Origin of the sequence: Flagellimonas abyssi (assembly GCF_019457905.1) — a bacterium.
Taxonomy (GTDB): Bacteria; Bacteroidota; Bacteroidia; order Flavobacteriales; family Flavobacteriaceae; genus Flagellimonas; species Flagellimonas abyssi.
The window spans coordinates 1-18251 of record NZ_JAHZSV010000030.1 but is presented as its reverse complement, the minus strand read 5'-3'; the positions used below and the strand labels follow the sequence as shown (position 1 = coordinate 18251).

13 protein-coding genes are annotated in these 18251 nt (G+C 42.9%); 8 read left to right on the top strand and 5 right to left on the bottom strand.

Annotation, left to right across the window (positions count from 1 at the left end; genetic code table 11):
* Positions 1–160: 160 nt before the first annotated feature.
* From K1F36_RS16050 to K1F36_RS16035, 4 genes are all read right to left on the bottom strand, one after another.
* A complete protein-coding gene (locus K1F36_RS16050) occupies positions 161–1318 on the bottom strand; it encodes a serine hydrolase domain-containing protein (RefSeq protein ID WP_220114741.1) in 1158 nt (385 codons plus the stop codon).
* A 207-nt stretch (positions 1319–1525) separates the two neighbouring features.
* Positions 1526–3508: a DUF3352 domain-containing protein gene (locus K1F36_RS16045; protein ID WP_220114740.1), complete on the bottom strand. Its 1983-nt coding sequence runs from the start codon at positions 3506–3508 to the stop codon at positions 1526–1528.
* 73 nt (positions 3509–3581) lie between these two features.
* Positions 3582–4241, bottom strand: a complete 660-nt coding sequence (locus K1F36_RS16040; protein WP_119607470.1) for an aspartate kinase — start codon at positions 4239–4241, stop codon at positions 3582–3584.
* 52 nt (positions 4242–4293) lie between these two features.
* Complete coding sequence (locus K1F36_RS16035) at positions 4294–4653, bottom strand: YraN family protein (protein ID WP_220114739.1); 360 nt, start codon at positions 4651–4653, stop codon at positions 4294–4296.
* A 167-nt stretch (positions 4654–4820) separates the two neighbouring features.
* On the opposite strand from K1F36_RS16035, the gene K1F36_RS16030 reads away from it, so the two are divergent.
* The 8 genes from K1F36_RS16030 (at position 4821) to K1F36_RS15995 (ending at position 17586) form a co-directional block, all read left to right on the top strand.
* On the top strand, positions 4821–6317 hold the full coding sequence (locus K1F36_RS16030) for a DUF1800 domain-containing protein (protein WP_220114738.1): 1497 nt from the start codon (positions 4821–4823) through the stop codon (positions 6315–6317).
* Between the two features lie 10 nt (positions 6318–6327).
* On the top strand, positions 6328–8046 hold the full coding sequence (locus tag K1F36_RS16025; RefSeq protein ID WP_220114737.1) for a DUF1501 domain-containing protein: 1719 nt from the start codon (positions 6328–6330) through the stop codon (positions 8044–8046).
* 142 nt (positions 8047–8188) lie between these two features.
* Positions 8189–10291: a methionine--tRNA ligase gene (gene metG / locus K1F36_RS16020; RefSeq protein ID WP_220114736.1), complete on the top strand. Its 2103-nt coding sequence runs from the start codon at positions 8189–8191 to the stop codon at positions 10289–10291.
* A gap of 12 nt (positions 10292–10303) precedes the next feature.
* Positions 10304–11752, top strand: a complete 1449-nt coding sequence (locus K1F36_RS16015; protein WP_220114735.1) for a hypothetical protein — start codon at positions 10304–10306, stop codon at positions 11750–11752.
* A gap of 52 nt (positions 11753–11804) precedes the next feature.
* On the top strand, positions 11805–13937 hold the full coding sequence (locus tag K1F36_RS16010; RefSeq protein ID WP_220114734.1) for a Tex family protein: 2133 nt from the start codon (positions 11805–11807) through the stop codon (positions 13935–13937).
* Positions 13937–14839, top strand: a complete 903-nt coding sequence (locus K1F36_RS16005; protein ID WP_220114733.1) for a histone deacetylase family protein — start codon at positions 13937–13939, stop codon at positions 14837–14839. Before K1F36_RS16010 ends, K1F36_RS16005 begins: the two co-directional genes overlap by 1 nt.
* A gap of 29 nt (positions 14840–14868) precedes the next feature.
* Positions 14869–15711: a phosphatase PAP2 family protein gene (locus tag K1F36_RS16000; protein WP_220114732.1), complete on the top strand. Its 843-nt coding sequence runs from the start codon at positions 14869–14871 to the stop codon at positions 15709–15711.
* Positions 15712–16032: 321 nt separating this feature from the next.
* Entirely contained in the window at positions 16033–17586 is a 1554-nt protein-coding gene (locus tag K1F36_RS15995; RefSeq protein ID WP_220114731.1) for a M20/M25/M40 family metallo-hydrolase, read from the top strand.
* A 65-nt stretch (positions 17587–17651) separates the two neighbouring features.
* Here K1F36_RS15995 and K1F36_RS15990 read toward each other — a convergent pair whose 3' ends face one another.
* On the bottom strand, positions 17652–18056 hold the full coding sequence (locus tag K1F36_RS15990) for a hypothetical protein (RefSeq protein WP_220114730.1): 405 nt from the start codon (positions 18054–18056) through the stop codon (positions 17652–17654).
* Positions 18057–18251: the final 195 nt, after the last annotated feature.

Below are 18251 nucleotides of genomic sequence, written 5' to 3'. Positions count from 1 at the left end.
TTAGATTTCTCACATCCGTTCGAAATGACAAGTAAGCACTCGTAGTCATTTCGACAGAGCGTAGCGACGAGAAATCCCAAGTAGCCAAGATTCCGTGTCATACTTCGACTCATTTCGACTTCGCTCAATGACCAGCGCTCAGCATCCGCACAGAATGAATTTAAAAAGCCTCATACACCTGCTTCACAAACTCCCCGATTTTTGAAGGTTCCAGCCAGCGCGTCACAATGACCAAACCACTTTTTTGATCCACCACAATAAAGTTGCCTCCAAAACCTGCGGCGTAGAACACATGTTCGGGAACACCATCCCAGTGGCGTCCTCCTTGTTGGTTCAGCCACCACATATAGCCATAATTCACATTGGGCACAGAAGGCGTAGTGGCTTTTTTGATCCAATCTTCGCTGATGATTTTCTCATTTTCCCATATACCATTGTTTAAAAAAAGTGTTCCAAAACGGGCCATATCCTCTGTGGAGATAAAAAGTCCAGCTCCAGAGTGCCCACCACCGGTCACGGATTTCATCTGTATCCCATCGACTACGGTCCAAGCATCTTCGTAGCCAAACCAACGCCAAGTTGTGGTCGCCCCGATCTTATCCATCACCTCTTCTTTGAGGACCATGGGCAGCGGTTTTCTCCACACATGGGTCAACGAATAGGCCAATACGTTTACGCGAACATCGTTGTACTCCATTACCGTACCGGGTTCGTTGAGCTTTCGGAATTTCCAATCGTCCAGACCACCTTCACTCGGTGGACGGTCCGCCCAATCCTTACCGCCCCACAATTCCCCTGACCAGTCTGAATTTTGTTGCAATAGGTGTTCCCAAGTTATTTTGGAGTTGTGCGCACCATCAAAAGTTCCATCCCAAATGTAGTCCCCCACTTTATCCTTGGTATCGTTGATCAAACCTTGGTCTTCGGCCAGTCCAGCAACAGTGGATAAAAAGCTTTTGGTGACACTGAAAGTCATATCCACACGTTTGGTGTCTCCCCAAGAAGCCAGCAGGTAGCCATTTTTCATAATCATACCTGCTGGACCGCCTCGCTTTTTGGTAGGCCCCAGAATTTGATGAAAAGGTTCATGTTTGAAGCCTTCCAATATGGCAATACGCAAATCTCTGGAACCTGAATATTCATTGGCATTGGCGTATTCTACCGCCTTATCCAAAGCTTCTTGATTCCATTTAAATTGTCCCTTTTCTGCAGCTTTCCACGTTTCGTAGCGTTGTGGGAAATTGATTTTTTGGGCGTTGACAGTAAAGGTTGTGGTGAACGCAACAAGAAGTGCTGCTGCAACTAGGGTGTTTTTCATTTTTGAGGTTTGGTTTGGACCAGAAAGGTAGTGATTGTTGGGGAATTTAGCCTTTGTCAATTCAAAGGATATTTTTATAGATTCTTCGCGGCGCTCAGAATGACAAATCAGATTTCTCACTGCGTTCGAAATGACAATTAGCACTTATGGTCATTTCGACTTCGCTCAATGACCAGCGTTCAGCATCCGTAAAGAATGACAGTACTGCTAAAACCGTTTTTTATGAACCTGATCACCCTCTTTGTTGTAATAGCGCCAAGTGCCCACTTGCTCATCATTGCGGAAACGGCCACGGATTTTTTGGGTGCCGTCGGGATAGAATGCTTCGTAACGACCGTGCTTTAGGCCATCCTTTAAATCCACCTGAAACCGAATGTTCCCGTTGGCATATTTTTTACTAAAGGACTTGGCATTCAAATCATTGGGGTAAATGGGCCTTAAATCAAAAACCGCATCAGTGATTTCTGTGGATGCTGTACTTTGATTTGTGGTCACAACTTCAGTCTCGGGTTGGGCCATATCCATCGCCTTTTTCACCTCTTTCACATCCTGATAATTGAGCACCAATATGCTTTCAAACAAGTCATCTTCTGGGGACAATTGCAATCCTACTTGGGGGAAGCAGATAATAAAATCCTTGTTCTTCCGCATTTTTTGTTTGGTAGATGCATCGGCCAGAGCGTACATATTATCAAACAACAAAGGCACATTGCTGTAAACAAACACCGTGGACTCTGAATCGAATTGTTCATCAAAATTTTTGAACTCCTCCGAAGTCGCCAGGATATCGCCCTCCGATACTTTATCAATTATACCCTTTAGGGTATTGGGACTGTCACTAAAAATCACAAAGTCATCAATTTGGGTAAAGTAAGGTTTGTCAAACTCATCAAACCTACCGCCCAACAACATCTTAAAGAAACCCTTGATGGACAAAAAGTTGATTTCATAATCCTTATAGTTGACCGCCTTGAACTTTACAGGCGTCTTTTTACGGATCTGCTCCACCACAAAATCCAAATTGGTCTTGGCATCTTCCGCATCATTGGCTTTGAGCACCAGCGCCACATCATTTTTACCTTTAGTAATGTGGGATTTAATCTGAAGCACGCCAATTTCGTCACCAATCCAACTTACAAAATTCTCTTTTACATCAATCTTTAGGAATTTTTCCACTTTGGCAATTCCCTTTTGATAGCTCTCGAACTGTTCGGGATCGTTCTGCTGGACCATCTCAAAATTCTTGTAGAACTCAGAAAAACTATCAAATCCATAGCTGATATAAAGTGCCGTGCTGTTCGGCGCCACTTGGGGAATGGAGCGTTCCGCGGTGCCCGATTTTTGCAACGCCTCCAAATAGTATTCGTTTACGGCGCTAATGTTGGTGTATCCATTGGCGGTCAATGTGCTGTTCTCGTCCAAATCAAAATAAAATCCAGAGAACAAAAAGTTTTCACTTACACGGTTTACCCAATCGGAAGGTTTATCGGAATACATTTTAACGTAATCATCAAAATAATGGTATTGCACATACATTCGGAAGAGATCTTCGTGGCCCACTTTTCGGTTGATTTCCAAAAAATTAAGGTTTCGGCCAAGCACAGGTTCCTCATACTGATCTATGGAAGCCTCTACCAAGGTGTGGGTATACGAGGCCACCAACTGGTTTTTGATGAAGGCCAGATACATCGTTTCCTTGCTCTCACGATTGTGCACTTCTAAAATCTCGTGTTCGTGGTAAATCCGTTTGCTCAGCACATAGCCATCGTCCAGTAAAGTGTTCAAATAGGTTTTGAGCAGTTGCAGTTTGGCAATGCGCTTCAAATCCAGCACGTAGAAAATTCCATAATCCTTCGGGGAAATCATATGGATGGAAATGAACAGGGAACGATTATCGAAAAACTCGAACAACTTGTGGTTATCATTGAAAATCGTATCCACCTTTTGAATGTTCTCGGTAAGCTCTGAAAAATAATCGTTCTTTTTGAGGTGGTGCCAACCTTCACTTTGGCTGACTTTTTCCCAACTTTCCACGGGCTGTTCCGATTCAATAATGAAAACTGCATCCTTCGGAATCAGATAAATGGACTGAAGATTGGTCTTGGGAGATAGAATAAAAATATAGGCCAAATAGCACAAGTACAGCACAAACAGGCCCAACAAACCGAAAAGAATCCTTTTTTTGGTCATTTTTCCAAAAAGTGTCTTTTTCTAGAACGAAGAAGATTTCGTTTTAGTTTAGACCGAGAAAAGGAATCTTAAATTATAATGATTTTAAATCCTTGATGGTTTTGAAAGCAACGTCTACCTGTTCATCGTTCACCAAAATGGTAAACTCATTGGTCGTAGAGATGACCTCGTAGAGAACAATGCCTTCCCAAGCCAATCGCTGAAAGATGAAGTAGTAGATTCCAGGAACCGAGACGTTCTCTGCGGGCAACTTCACGGTAATGGAGGACAGCCCCTCCGCTTTTTGTGTGCAGCGTTCCATTTTAAAGTACTTCTCCACTACACCATCCATCACATTGCTGATCACAATATTGATTTCGTTCACACCACGTGAAGACGTATAAAAAACATCTTGATTGGCATTCACTTCCTCCAACAATCGAGCTTGTTGTTGCAAAATAGTGTCCGAAGCCAAAAAGGTGTAGTCCGTAAGGTTGGAACGCACGGTAATCTCCCCGATGTTCTTGAGTACTTTTACGATTTTATGGGTTGCCCTGAACTCAAGATCATCCGACAAACGTTTAAGGGCCATCACTATAGCGCCATCTTTTACATCTTTGCCCAGCTCTTCGGCAATTTCAGGTTTGATCTGTCGGGACAAAGAAGTCAAATTGATAATCCCTTGTGCCAATGCGGTCTGCAAAAAAGGCTTTTTCTTGATGTAATGTTCTACTACAGCAGATATTGTTTTCATTATCGGTTGATTTTGAACAAAAATAACATATTGTTACAAAACAAACAAATGGTTAAAAATGATAGAACGCATTTTCAAAGTGCTCAATTTCAAATTTTTCGCCTTTTTGGATTACCGTGACAACATCAAATCGGACTTCCACATCTAAATTGTTTTCCTCCAAATAATGATTGGCCGCTAACACTAAAAGTTTAATTTTTTTAGCAGAAATCACTTCCGAAATTTCCTTGAGAAACCTTGTTTTTCTTGACTTTACCTCAACTATGACCAAGAGGTTGTTTTTCATTGCAATAATATCGACCTCAGCTTTTAAATAGCGATAATTAATTGCCCTTACTTCATAGCCGGAAGCTTTCAAAAAACCCACTGCTTTTTGTTCTCCTAGTTTTCCGAATGTGTTATGATCTGCCATACAATTTGTAAAAATCCAAAAAAATTATGCATTTCATCGAAAAATTTGGTCGTTCACGGACTTCAGAGCGTTAAGATTGTAATTTGTTGGCTCAATTGAACCACATCCAACACTAGCATAAGCATATAGTTGCCCCACTATGTACCAAAATAACGCCAGACATTGCTATGGAGTACTTTATCAATTGTAATTCCTCAACCTTGGCGCCGTACACAACTCCATTGGACGAGGTACGTGCCGCCCACTTGTACCGAAGGCTCGGTTTTAGTGCCTCTGTGCAGACCATTAATGCCGCTGTTGGACAATCGGCCGACGCCCTTGTAGACAACTTGGTCAATCAAGCACTCGCCGCCCCAACGATTCCTGCACCGGAATGGGCAGATTGGAACAATGCAAACTATCCGGCCGACGATGACCTTGCCCGGCAAATGAGAAACGGCCAAATCGATGACCTTACGACGGCTTACGGTAACGCTCTCGTTAACAATGAGTTGCTGGACAGACTCAGTTTCTTCTGGAGCAACCACTTTGTCACACAATTGGAAACTTATAACTGTCCTGGGTTCTTGTACTATTACATCAATTGCTTGCAACGCAATGCCCTGGGAAACTTTAAGACATTCACCAGTGAAATTGGGCTTACCAGTGCCATGCTCTATTATTTGGACGGTGTACGAAACCGAGGAAACAATCCCAATGAGAATTATGCCCGTGAACTATACGAGCTTTTCACCTTGGGAGAAGGGAACAATTACACGGAAGAAGACATCATTGAGACGTCCAAAGCCCTGTCCGGATATACCGAACGTGGTGAAGAGGGATGTACTGCGGTTACCTTTGACCCCACTGAGTTCAATACGGAGAACAAAACCATATTCGGGCAAACTGGAAATTGGGGCTACGACGATGTAATGGATATTCTTTTTAATGAAAGACCGGATGAGATAGGATGGTTTATCTGTAAAAAATTATACGAGTTCTTTGTCCACCCAGATTCTACTAATGATGAAGGTGGAATTGCCCCACAGATTATCGATGGTATGGCCCAGACCTTTATCAGCAGTGGGTTTGAAATTGCCCCAGTACTTCGACAACTGTTTAAAAGTCAGCACTTTTTTGATGAAACCGCCATCGGGGTCATTATTAAAAGTCCGGCGGATCTGTATTTCAACCTTTTGAAAGAAACAGGGTTCACTTACGATGACATGACCATTATTAACATTATAGATTCATGTGCATTGATCGGACAACGATTTTTTCAGCCTCCCGAAGTGGAAGGTTGGCAACGGGACCGAACTTGGATCAACACCAATTTCTTTATAGGTCGATGGTTGACCGTAGAGTTCTACTTGCAACGTTTTTACCAGAACAACCCAGAACAGTTCAGAGACTTGGGCTTGGAGCTTTCGGGCAATGCTGGACTTACAAGTAATAACCCTGATGAAGTTGCAAAACCCATTATTGAAAAATTTGTGCCTAAAGGTTTGTTGACCGAAACAGACTATCAAAGGGCATATCTTGCATTTAGGAGCGATGTAGACGTTAATTATTATGAAGGTGGGACAACTCCTTCATGGACTTTACTTGGATGGGAAACAGGGCCTTCACAGGTATATCTTTTACTCCGTCACTTATCCAGAGAACCCGAATTTCAACTCAAATAACCCCATCACCATGTGCGACAATCACCACACCCACGATAATTCCCCTCACAAAGGCATCGAGCACGATGGCCACGATCTAGAACATAAAAAATGGAGCCGACGTTCCTTTATCCAAGCTCTGGGCATAGCAGGTTCTGGTTCCATGTTTTTGGGCAGCCATTTTATTTCGGCCTCCTCACCTTCACCGCTTACAGCTGCCGTAGCTGCCGCGGAAACGGACAATATTCTGATTCTCATCCGACTATCTGGCGGAAACGACGGACTTAGTACCGTAATCCCGATCCAACAATATGATACGTATGCGAATGCAAGGCCCAACATCTACATCCCAGAAAGCAAGGTCTTAAAACTTACCGACGATTTTGGGGTGCCCACTTACATGAGCGCCCTGGAATCCCTTTGGGGGAATGGCCAGTTCAAGGCTGTGCATGGAGTAGGTTATGAAAATCAAAGTCTATCCCACTTTACCGGCTCCGATATTTTTGCCAATACGGATTTGACTACGACCGGGTTTTCAGGAGAAAATACAGGATGGATGGGCAGACATTTTGAGGAACTTTATCCCGATTATTTGATTACTCCTCCACCTGCTCCCGCTGCCATTCAAATCGGAAACTTGGCAAACATGATTTTCCAAGGTGAAGAAACCAACTATGCCTTCGTGACCAATAATGTGGACCAGTTGGAACAAATTGCGGAAACCGGTGCTTTCTATGAAATCGAGAATGCTCCTTTTGACAACTGTATGTATGGCGACCAACTCCGTTTTTTGCGAGGTGTTGCCAATACAACCTACGAATATGCAGGCACCATTCACGATGCCTACATGAGGGGACAGAACCAAGTAGAATATCAGGACAATGGCTTTGCTCGTCAATTGGCCCTCTTGGCCCGTTTGATCAAAGGAAACTTGGGCACCAAGGTGTATATGATCTCTTTGGGAGGTTTTGATACCCACGGTAATCAGCCCATTGTACACGAACGTTTGATGTCCAATCTTTCCATTGCCATCAATAATTTCTATGAAGATTTGGCATTCACCGAGCAAGATGATAATGTCCTCAGCATGACCTTTTCCGAGTTTGGTCGACGCATCTTTGAAAACGGCTCCAATGGTACCGACCATGGAAAAGCTGCCCCTACCCTGTTCTTCGGTTCTGGATTGAGCGGAAGTGCCTTTGTAGGCGAACATCCATCGTTGGACGAACCCAATAACCGTGGTAACTTGGAATACACCATGGATTTCAGGAACCTTTATGGCACCGTATTGGCCGAGTGGCTATGTGTACCAAGGCAAACCGTTGAGCAGCATTTATTGGGCCATCCCTATCAGGCCATCGACCTTGGCTTTAACTGTAGTGGCGAAACCTTTGATGACATTGCCATGGACAACGACCCGCCCACACTACCGGAAACACCACCAAGCCAAGACCCCAATAACCCAGATATAGATATTTTGGATGGCATACAACATGCAGCCATATATCCAGCAACATCTCCACGGAACCCACATATTCATTTAGAAATGCCGGTTGCCGCACATGTGGACATTGAACTGTTCAATATTTTGGGGCAACGTGTTGGCACCTTGTTCAATGAAATGATGATGGAAGGTCCAATCGACATCAATATACGGGAGCGTATGCGAGATAGCCTATCCACAGGAAAATATATTTATAGAATCTCCGTAGGAGAAAAAAAGATGAGCAAATCAGTAATGATTGCGTAAGAAGCGGGACACTTTGATATCCATTATTTCGAAGCCCTTCGGTAATGCACCCCTCACCCCAAATAGGGTCGCATTTCCAAGGGTTTCGTTTTTTGTGTGTATCCCGTTAAAATCAGTATTTTTGGGGCCTAATTAGATTTAAATGGCTCAAAATACTTCACCTTCCAGATACACTATTACTGCGGCACTGCCCTACACCAACGGTCCTATCCATATTGGGCACTTGGCCGGCGTATACGTTCCTGCAGACATTTACTCCCGTTATTTACGGTTAAAAGGCAACGATGTGGCCTTTGTCTGCGGTAGCGACGAGCACGGTGTGGCCATCTCCATGAAGGCCAAAAAAGAAGGTGTCACCCCAAAAGAAATCATAGACAAGTACCACAGCATCATCAAAAAATCGTTTGCTGATTTTGGTATTTCTTTTGACAATTACTCCAGAACTTCAGCCAAAGTTCATCACGAAACTGCTTCCGAATTTTTCAAAAAAATGTATGAGCAGGGTGACTTTATCGAAGAGGAGACCGAACAATTGTACGATGATGAGGCCAAACAGTTTTTGGCAGACCGATTTGTCATTGGAACCTGCCCCAAATGCGGACACGAAGAAGCCTATGGCGACCAATGTGAAAACTGTGGCTCCTCTTTAAATGCTACGGACCTTATCCATCCAAAATCCACCATAACCGGAACAGTTCCTTCTTTAAAAAAGACAAAACATTGGTTTTTGCCTTTGGACCGCTATGAAGGATTCCTGAAAAAATGGATTCTAGAAGAACATAAATCCGATTGGAAACCCAATGTGTACGGACAATGTAAATCTTGGATAGATGAAGGCTTGAAGCCTAGAGCTGTCACTCGCGATTTGGATTGGGGCATTCCCGTACCTGTTGCTGGTGGGGAAGGCAAAGTACTTTATGTATGGTTCGATGCGCCCATCGGCTACATTTCATCCACCAAGGAGTGGGCCGAACGTGAAGGTAAAGATTGGGAACCGTATTGGAAAGATGAAAGTACCAAATTGGTACATTTTATCGGTAAGGATAATATTGTGTTCCACTGTATTATCTTCCCAAGTATGTTAAAGGCCAATGGTGATTTTATTTTGCCTGACAATGTGCCTGCCAATGAGTTTCTGAACCTTGAGGGCAACAAACTTTCCACCTCCAAAAACTGGGCGGTTTGGTTGCACGAGTATTTGGAAGAGTTCCCGGATATGCAGGATGTACTTCGTTATGCGTTGACGGCAAATGCACCGGAGACTAAGGATAACGATTTTACGTGGAAGGATTTCCAGGCGAGAAACAACAACGAACTCGTAGCCATTTTTGGAAACTTTGTGAACCGAGTGGCTGTGCTGACGCATAAATATTATGATGGAGTTGTGCCAGCACCGGCTGAATTCAAAGCTGTTGACAAAGAAGCCTTGGAAGCGCTGAAAGCGTTTCCGGATACCCTTTCCACATCATTGGAACGCTACCGTTTCCGCGAAGCCAGTCAGGAATTGATGAACTTGGCCAGATTGGGCAACAAATATTTGGCAGATCAAGAACCGTGGAAATTGATAAAAACCGATGAAGAGCGCGTCAAGACCATTATGTTCGTGGCGCTTCAGATTGCGACGGGATTGGCAGTGCTTAGTGAGCCATTTTTACCTTTTACTTCGGAGAAATTAAAAGGAATTCTCAATGTCATTTCGAACGAAGGTGAGAAATCTATCGAATGGGATGATGTTAGTTTAAAAGAAACCTTACTTTCAGCAGGACACACCATCAACAAAAGCGAACTGCTCTTCAGAAAAATCGAGGACACCGAAATTCAACAACAACTGGATAAATTGGAAGCCACTAAAAAAGCAAATGCTTCGACTACGCTCAGCACAAGTGCAATGGATAAAGAAGCATCTCCGCTCAAAGACACTATCACTTTTGATGACTTTGCTAAACTTGACTTGCGGGTCGGAACCATTATCGAAGCCGAAAAAATGCCCAAAGCCGATAAACTTTTGATTTTAAAGGTAGACATGGGACTTGATACCCGGACCATTGTATCCGGTATTGCCAATAGCTTTACACCCGAGGACATTGTGGGCAAAAAAGTAACCGTTGTTGCTAATTTGGCCCCTCGTAAACTACGTGGTGTGGAAAGTCAAGGTATGATTTTGATGACGGAAAATAAAAATGGTAAATTAGTTTTTGTCAACCCGGACGAACAAGACGTCACGAACGGGGAAACCATTAACTAATACAACCTAACGATGAGAAAAGTATTTCTGGTCCTTACTCTTTTATTTATCAATTTCATTAGTGCTCAGGAAAAATTATTAGAAATATCCAATGATTTAAAAGTAGGTAGCAGAAAGGTACATACAGCTTTTACAGTTATCGACGAAGAGACTGGAAATTTTGCGCTATTCTTGGACGATGACAATAAAATGTATGGCTTTTTGTTTTCCCCTTCCTTAAAATTGATCAACAGGTTTGCCTCTGAAGGACTTCCGAAAAAGTACAACCAAATTATAGGTTATTCCATACTTGATAAAAAGATTCGTCTCTTTTTAAAAGATAAAAATGATAAGACTTTCGGAAGTGTCCTGTTTGATTTTGAACAAGGTATCACCCAAGAAACGCTCTATGATTTCAAACTAAAACAGGAGTTTTTCGTAGAAGGTTACTCCAATGCTTCAAAATTTCATTTGATTACCATCCCGAAAGATAGTAACCTGTTTCATGATTATATTTTTGAAGAGGGCAAAGAATTGGTAAAGGAAACCATAGACCTATCAAACCAATCCTTTTTGGATGATCAAGGAACTCCAAAAAGCCTCAATACCATTATGGCTACTGGCGGAAATGTTCAAACTATAGGAAGCCAATATAGGTTTCAAGTGGATAAAATTGATTCCGAAGCCCCAAATTCTGTTGAAAGCACCAGTAACATTGTAAAAATGTATCCTGGGAAATCTGGTTTTAAGTTATCGATCGATACGCAAAGGCGTACCTATATCATTGATATTTCAACCCAAGCATTACAGGCTTTGGTCTCTTCTATAGAGAAACCTTATTTACCGGCAGCGGTTGTAAACTCAAACTCTTTCATCCTTGAAAATAAAATTTATATGATTTCTGCAACAAGTGATGATATGGGATTTTCTGTAAAAACTCTGGATTCTGGGGAAGAACTGAAAAATATAATTATAACCAAAGATGATGAAATAACCTTCAGCAACACTCCAATTATTCAAGAAGGGGGCATGTATAGCAGTTACCGGGAAATGGAAAAGACCAGTAAATTTCTAAGAAGGCTCGGAAAGGAAGATATAGGAGTAGCAGTTTCTAAACATAAAGGCAATTATGTGGTCACCATGGGTTCCAAAAAAGAAATTTCGAGAGGTGGAGCACCTATGATGATGCCCGGTGTTGGTTTTCCCATGGCATCTGCGGGGGCATTTGCAGTAACCTTTAATCCCACCTTTTTTGCCTACGGTAGCTACTCATCCACAAAAGCCACCAGAATTGAATGTTTGTTTGACGAGAATTTTAATCACAAAGAAGGTGAAATTCCCAAAAATAGCTTCGACCGTATTAAGGAGGCGGCAGACAAGTTTCCTTCCACAGATGCCGAAACAGTATTTCGATTGGACGATTCCTACATTTGGGGATTTTACAATAAAAAATTGGACAAATACATGATGTATAAGTTTTAGAAAACGGTTAATCAATCACCCAAATTTATTCTCTATTTAAACCTATTTAGCAATGCAACTTGTCCCTTATATTGTCCGGCACACCCATCTTTCGGAGAAAAGTGTGGAGAACACCGTTTCTCTTTTAAACCAAGACTGTACCGTTCCCTTTATTTCGCGATACCGAAAAGAACGCACAGGAAATCTGGACGAGGTGCAAATCGGTTCCATTGTGGAGTACAAAGCGCAGTTTGAAGCACTGGAGAAACGAAAATCAGCCATCATCAAAGCGGTAAAGGAACAAGATGCGCTAACGCCCGAACTGGAATCCAAATTTCAGAACTGCACCGACCTGACCAGTTTGGAAGATTTATATCTCCCATTCAAGAAGAGCAAAAAGACCAAGGCCGAGACCGCAAGAAAAAATGGATTGGAGCCTTTGGCCAAGATCATTATGGCACAACGAAGCGATGAAATTGAATACATTGCCTCCAAATACCTCAACAAGGACGTTATCAATGAAGATGAAGCCCTTGAGGGTGCCCGCCATATTATTTCCGAATGGATCAATGAGCGTACCGATATCCGTAACCAATTACGAGGACAGTTAGAGCGGCACGCCTTGATTACCACCAAGGTCGTCAAAACCAAAAAGGAAGATGAAAAGGCTCAAAAATTCCGTGACTATTTTGATTGGAGCGAACCGTTGGACAGATGCCCTTCTCACCGCTTTTTGGCTATTATGCGAGCTGAAAAAGAAGGTTTTATCCGAGTAAAAATCGAAATAGATAACGAAAGAGCTATCCAAAATATGGAACGGCGCTTGATCAAAACCAACAATGCGTGTGCGGAACAGATTGAATTGGCCATAGCCGATGCCTACAAAAGACTTTTGTTGCCATCCTTGTCCAATGAACTTTTAAAAGTGGCCAAAGAAAAAGCAGATGCTTCGGCCATTCAGGTTTTCTCCAAAAATCTGAAGCAACTATTGCTCGGTGCCCCACTCGGTGAAAAACGCATCTTGGCCATTGACCCCGGTTTTAGGACCGGCTGCAAAGTGGTTTGTCTGGACGAGCAAGGCGATTTAAAGCACAACGAAACCATTTATCCCCATCCACCACAGCGTGATACTTCAGGAGCCATCAAAAAAATAAGTTCGTTGGTAGATGCCTATAAAATTGAGGCCATCGCCATAGGCAACGGAACGGCATCCCGAGAAACCGAGCAGTTGGTAAAGCGGGTTGCGTTCAAAAAACCGATTGAAGTGTTTATCGTGAGTGAAGCAGGGGCATCCATTTACTCTGCATCAAAAATTGCACGGGACGAATTCCCCAATTATGACGTGACGGTACGGGGAGCTGTATCGATCGGTCGTCGTTTGGCAGACCCTTTGGCCGAATTGGTAAAAATTGATGCAAAATCCATTGGCGTTGGACAATACCAGCACGATGTGGACCAGATTCAATTAAAGACATCTTTGGACACGGTAGTGGAAAGCTGTGTAAATTCCGTTGGGGTCAACATCAACACGGCAAGTGTACCCCTTTTAAGTTATGTTTCCGGTATTGGGCCCAAACTTGCGGAAAATATTGTGGCCCATCGTAACGAAAAGGGAGCCTTCAAAAGCAGGGAAGAAATTAAAAACGTACCTCGACTGGGCGGAAAAGCTTTTGAGCAAAGTGCAGGGTTTTTACGCATCAAAAATGGTGATAATCCATTGGATGATTCAGCGGTGCACCCCGAGAGTTATAACTTGGTGTCGAAAATGGCGAAGGACCTAGGTGTTTCTCTAAAAGAAATCGTAGGGAACACATCCGCCCTTAAGGGCATCAACCTAAAATCTTACTGCACCGAATCCATCGGGATGCCTACGTTGGAGGATATTTTAAAGGAATTGGAAAAACCAGGATTGGACCTTCGCGAAAAGGCGAAGGTGTTCACCTTCAACCAAAATATAAAAGAGATTACCGATTTGCGCGAAGGGCAATTGCTGCCCGGGATTGTCAATAACATTACCAATTTTGGCTGTTTTGTGGATATTGGAATCAAGGAAAGTGGACTCATCCACATTTCCAACCTATCGGATACTTTTGTAAAGGATGTCAACGAACACGTAAGCCTGCATCAACAGGTGGTGGTTAAAGTCTTGGATGTGGACGTGGCAAGAAAGCGCATACAGTTGGCATTGCATAAACAAGGTGCCTAATGCTCAAGATTGCCTATCATCCCATTTACAAACACCCATTGCCCGTAGGTCATCGATTTCCCATGATCAAATACGAATTGCTCCCACAGCAATTGTTGTATGAGGGCACTTGCACGGAGGATAACTTTTTTGAGCCTTCCTTTCCAGAGGACCGTCATATTTTAGCGGCCCACGATGAAGAATATTATCGAAATCTGGTTGGTTTGCAACTATCCAAGAGAGAAGCAAGAAAGATAGGTTTCCCTTTGAGCGAGGCACTCGTGAAACGCGAACGCATTATTGCGGATGGCACCATTAAAGGTTGCCATTTTGCCCTTGAAAATGGTATTGCCATGAACATCGCAGGGGGAACGCACCATGCTTACTCCGACCGGGGCGAAGCTTTTTGCATGTTGAACGACCAAGCCATCGGTGCTCGCTATCTTTTGAATCAAAAATTGGCAAAAAAGATATTGATTGTAGATTTGGATGTGCATCAGGGCAATGGTACGGCCGAAATCTTCCAGACCGACCATTCTGTTTTTACTTTTTCCATGCACGGCAAAGGCAATTATCCCTTCAAAAAGGAAACATCGGACCTTGACGTTCCTTTGGAAAAAGGCACTACGGATGATGAATATCTTTCCATTCTAAAAAAGACATTACCCGAATTATTGGAACAAGTCCGTCCCGATTTTATCTTTTATCTCTGTGGTGTGGATGTACTGGAGTCGGATAAACTCGGAACATTGTCGATGACATTGGAAGGATGTAAGGAACGGGACCGCATTGTGCTTCAAACTTGCAATGATGCCCAAATACCTGTTCAATGCAGCATGGGTGGCGGTTATTCTCCTGATATCAAAATAATTGTTGAGGCACATGCTAATACTTTTCGGTTGGCACAAGATATTTATGAGTAATTTTGCCGACTATTTTTGTTTATAACCTCATGAAAGCTTTTAGATACCTCTTTCTTATTTTACTGACCTATCAGGTTTCAGGTCAAGAATTACAGCCAAAAAAAGAAAAAAATCTTTGGAACCACTTTACCTACGATGTAGGTAATATGTTCGGCGGCGTCGGATATTCCTATTCCCGTCCGTTTCACTGGCAGGGGAACGATTGGGCCAATTTTGGATATTTGACAGGGGGAACACTACTGCTCTTTACCGTCGATGAAGAACTGAACCGCTGGAAAAACGGTTTTGACCAAGACATCCCTGATGTGATTATGGATTATGGTCACGAATACGGGAGTCCAGAAAACAATTACATGCTCACTGGTGGGGTATATTTGGCAGGTCTCTTCACCAAAAATGAAAAACTAAGACGTACTGGTGTACTCTTGATTTCGTCGGCCACAGCCGGAGGTTTTCTTCAACAAGTGAGCAAACGTATCATTGGTAGGGCCCGTCCCAAAAGTGGAGCAGGTTCGGCAACCTTCGACCCACTGCACCTGGACCGTGTGTACGATTACGACTCATTTCCTTCGGGCCATGCCATGTTGGCATTCAGCAACGCCTATGCCATTGCAAAACAGTTTAAGAGCCCATGGATAAAAGGCGGATTGTACACCATCGGCATGATTCCCGGATTGGTAAGGGTTATGGATGATTTTCATTGGGTCTCCGATGTAGCTTTTAGTACCGTATTGAGCATTTTTATCGTGGAGTCCATTGACAGATATCTTGATTCCAAATATGATGAGAAGTATAATGACCAAAAGCCGAAAAACGTAAGTTGGAATCTTTCCTTTGGACCAAACACCCTTGGGGTTTCCCTTCATTTTTAACAGATTGCGAATATAATTTCTGTTAATTATTTATTTAGATTGATTTAAAATAATTATTTTCGTGCCCTATTTCGCAAATGGCCATGGGCAAAAAGAAAAAAGAAAAGAAGAAACTTAAAAAGGCTTTACTCCGAGAATTGCCTCCTACGGGCAAGGTCAAATCCAAGTGCTGCGAAAAATACAAGAAAAGCGAAAAAAAGCGCTGTAAAAAGTGTCCTTGCTTTGATTTGATGAAAAAAGTAGCCTAATCATCTCGCTTAAATCACCTGCCTCCTATTCAATTTCTGGTATTTGTCCTATTTTTAGGGCAAACTAGAAACCATGATCAAAAAAACCTCCCTTTTATTTACCATGCTCCTTTTGTCCGGCATATCCATGTTGGCACAGGACAAGGACGCAGTGATTGAAGCAATCATTCAAGAAGCCAACGAAAACTCCCAACTCGAAATCCTTGGCCATCAGCTTATGGATGGTATCGGACCTAGATTGGTCGGTACCCCACAAATGAAAAATGCCCACGATTGGGCCGTTGCCAAATACGAAAGTTGGGGAATTCCTGCCCGCAACGAACAATGGGGCGAATGGAAAGGCTGGGAACGTGGCATTAGCCATATCGATATGGTACATCCCAGGGTACAGAGCCTAAGGGGAACCCAACTGGCCTGGAGTCCAAGTACACCAAAAAAAGGTGTCACCGCCGAATTGGTGGTTCTGCCCACGGTTTCTGACTCCATGGAATTCAAAAATTGGCTTCCGAATGTCAAGGGAAAGCTCGTAATGATTTCTATGCCGCAACCTACGGGAAGACCTGACTACAACTGGGAAGAGTTTGCCACCGAAAAGTCGTTTGAAAAAATGAAGGATGAGCGTGAAGAGCAATCCAAAGCTTGGGATCAAAATATGGGTAACATAGGTTTGAACAGACGCTCCTTGCCCATTGCCCTTGAAGAAGCTGGTGCTGTCGGAATCGTAGCCTCCTATTGGTCCAGAGGGTTTGGGGTAAACAAAATTTTCGGTGCCTATACCAAAGAAATCCCGACCGTTGACTTGGAATTGGAAGATTATGGGATGCTGTATCGATTAGTGGAATCGGGGCAAAAACCGCAACTTCATATTGTAGCAGAATCGAAAGAATTGGGCAAAGTACCCACCTTCAACACTATAGCCGAGATCAAAGGTTCCGAAAAGCCGGATGAATATGTGATTCTATCCGCCCATTTTGATTCTTGGGACGGTGGCACCGGAGCAACCGACAACGGTACTGGAACTTTGGTAATGATGGAGGCCATGCGTATTTTGAAAAAAGCCTATCCCAACCCAAAACGCACCATTTTGGTCGGACATTGGGGCAGCGAAGAACAGGGATTGAACGGTTCCCGCGCCTTTGTTGAAGACAATCCAGAAATTGTAGCTGGCGTACAGGCTGTTTTCAATCAGGATAACGGAACGGGTAGAGTGGTTAGAATATCAGGTGGTGGATTTTTGAATTCCTATGATTATTTAGGAAAATGGTTGCATGAAGTTCCCAAAGAAATTACCGATGAAATAGAAACGACCTTTCCCGGAACCCCTGCCCGTGGCGGTTCGGATTATGCTTCTTTTCAAGCAGCAGGGGCACCAGCTTTTAGTTTGAGTTCCTTGAGCTGGTCCTACTGGAACTATACTTGGCATACCAACAGGGACACCTACGACAAAATTATTTTTGACGATGTAAGGAACAATGCCATCCTCACGGCAATTCTCGCCTACATGGCCAGCGAAGACCCTGAAAAGACTTCAAGGGAAAAAGCTGTGCTTCCAATAAGTGATAGAACAGGAGAACAATTGGAGTGGCCAGAGCCACGCTCACCTGAACGCAACGGAGGTCAAAATTAAAACTACATGTAAAAAAAACGCCCCTAAATTGGGGCGTTTTTCAACTAACTAACTAAAATCTATGTTTACAAAATTCGGGGCGATGCTATTTGCTGCGCCTCAACAATAGCCTCTTTCGAGATATCTTGTTTGGCTTTATATGTAAAGTATAAACTGGTTCGTTGATAATAATAGTCGCTATGCTCACAATGATTCCCACACGATTGCGCGTGCTCTGAGTAGGCAGATTGTTTGGCTTTCATATAAATATGGTAAGACGCATTATCTTGGGTCTTCAAATCATTTTCATAGCTTGTTTGATCTTTCCAAAAATCCTTCTCATCCTCCATAGAGAAAAAAACAGACAATTGTTCATGTTGGGCATCCTTACGAGCCTGTTTTTCATAAAAAGGTATTTCATTATCCTGTGCGGATATTTTAGTGATTACCCCTAGGGCAAAAAGTGCTACTATTTGAACTCTTAATCTCATCCCTCGCATTTATTATATGTACGTTGTTCATTCGAAAAAAGTTCTGGCGTTTGTACTTATAACAACTAAAAAAGAATTTACCCTAATACCAAAAACAAAAAAGGAGGCCAAACCTCCTTTTTTGTTTCGAATTCATGATCACTTTCCTAACATCGAACTCATTTAAACTTTTTTGGTTTGATTTTTTTCAGGGCG

Excerpts from the sequence above, each read along its gene's own strand:
- metG (WP_220114736.1), top strand. The coding sequence starts at position 8,189 with ATGGCTCAAAATACTTCACCTTCCAGATACACTATTACTGCGGCACTG.
- K1F36_RS16025 (WP_220114737.1), top strand. The coding sequence starts at position 6,328 with ATGTGCGACAATCACCACACCCACGATAATTCCCCTCACAAAGGCATC.
- K1F36_RS16040 (WP_119607470.1), bottom strand. The coding sequence starts at position 4,241 with ATGAAAACAATATCTGCTGTAGTAGAACATTACATCAAGAAAAAGCCT.
- K1F36_RS16050 (WP_220114741.1), bottom strand. The coding sequence starts at position 1,318 with ATGAAAAACACCCTAGTTGCAGCAGCACTTCTTGTTGCGTTCACCACA.
- K1F36_RS16015 (WP_220114735.1), top strand. The coding sequence starts at position 10,304 with ATGAGAAAAGTATTTCTGGTCCTTACTCTTTTATTTATCAATTTCATT.
- K1F36_RS16000 (WP_220114732.1), top strand. The coding sequence starts at position 14,869 with ATGAAAGCTTTTAGATACCTCTTTCTTATTTTACTGACCTATCAGGTT.
- K1F36_RS16045 (WP_220114740.1), bottom strand. The coding sequence starts at position 3,508 with ATGACCAAAAAAAGGATTCTTTTCGGTTTGTTGGGCCTGTTTGTGCTG.
- K1F36_RS15995 (WP_220114731.1), top strand. The coding sequence starts at position 16,033 with ATGATCAAAAAAACCTCCCTTTTATTTACCATGCTCCTTTTGTCCGGC.
- K1F36_RS16030 (WP_220114738.1), top strand. The coding sequence starts at position 4,821 with ATGGAGTACTTTATCAATTGTAATTCCTCAACCTTGGCGCCGTACACA.
- K1F36_RS16010 (WP_220114734.1), top strand. The coding sequence starts at position 11,805 with ATGCAACTTGTCCCTTATATTGTCCGGCACACCCATCTTTCGGAGAAA.
- K1F36_RS15990 (WP_220114730.1), bottom strand. The coding sequence starts at position 18,056 with ATGAGATTAAGAGTTCAAATAGTAGCACTTTTTGCCCTAGGGGTAATC.
- K1F36_RS16035 (WP_220114739.1), bottom strand. The coding sequence starts at position 4,653 with ATGGCAGATCATAACACATTCGGAAAACTAGGAGAACAAAAAGCAGTG.
- K1F36_RS16005 (WP_220114733.1), top strand. The coding sequence starts at position 13,937 with ATGCTCAAGATTGCCTATCATCCCATTTACAAACACCCATTGCCCGTA.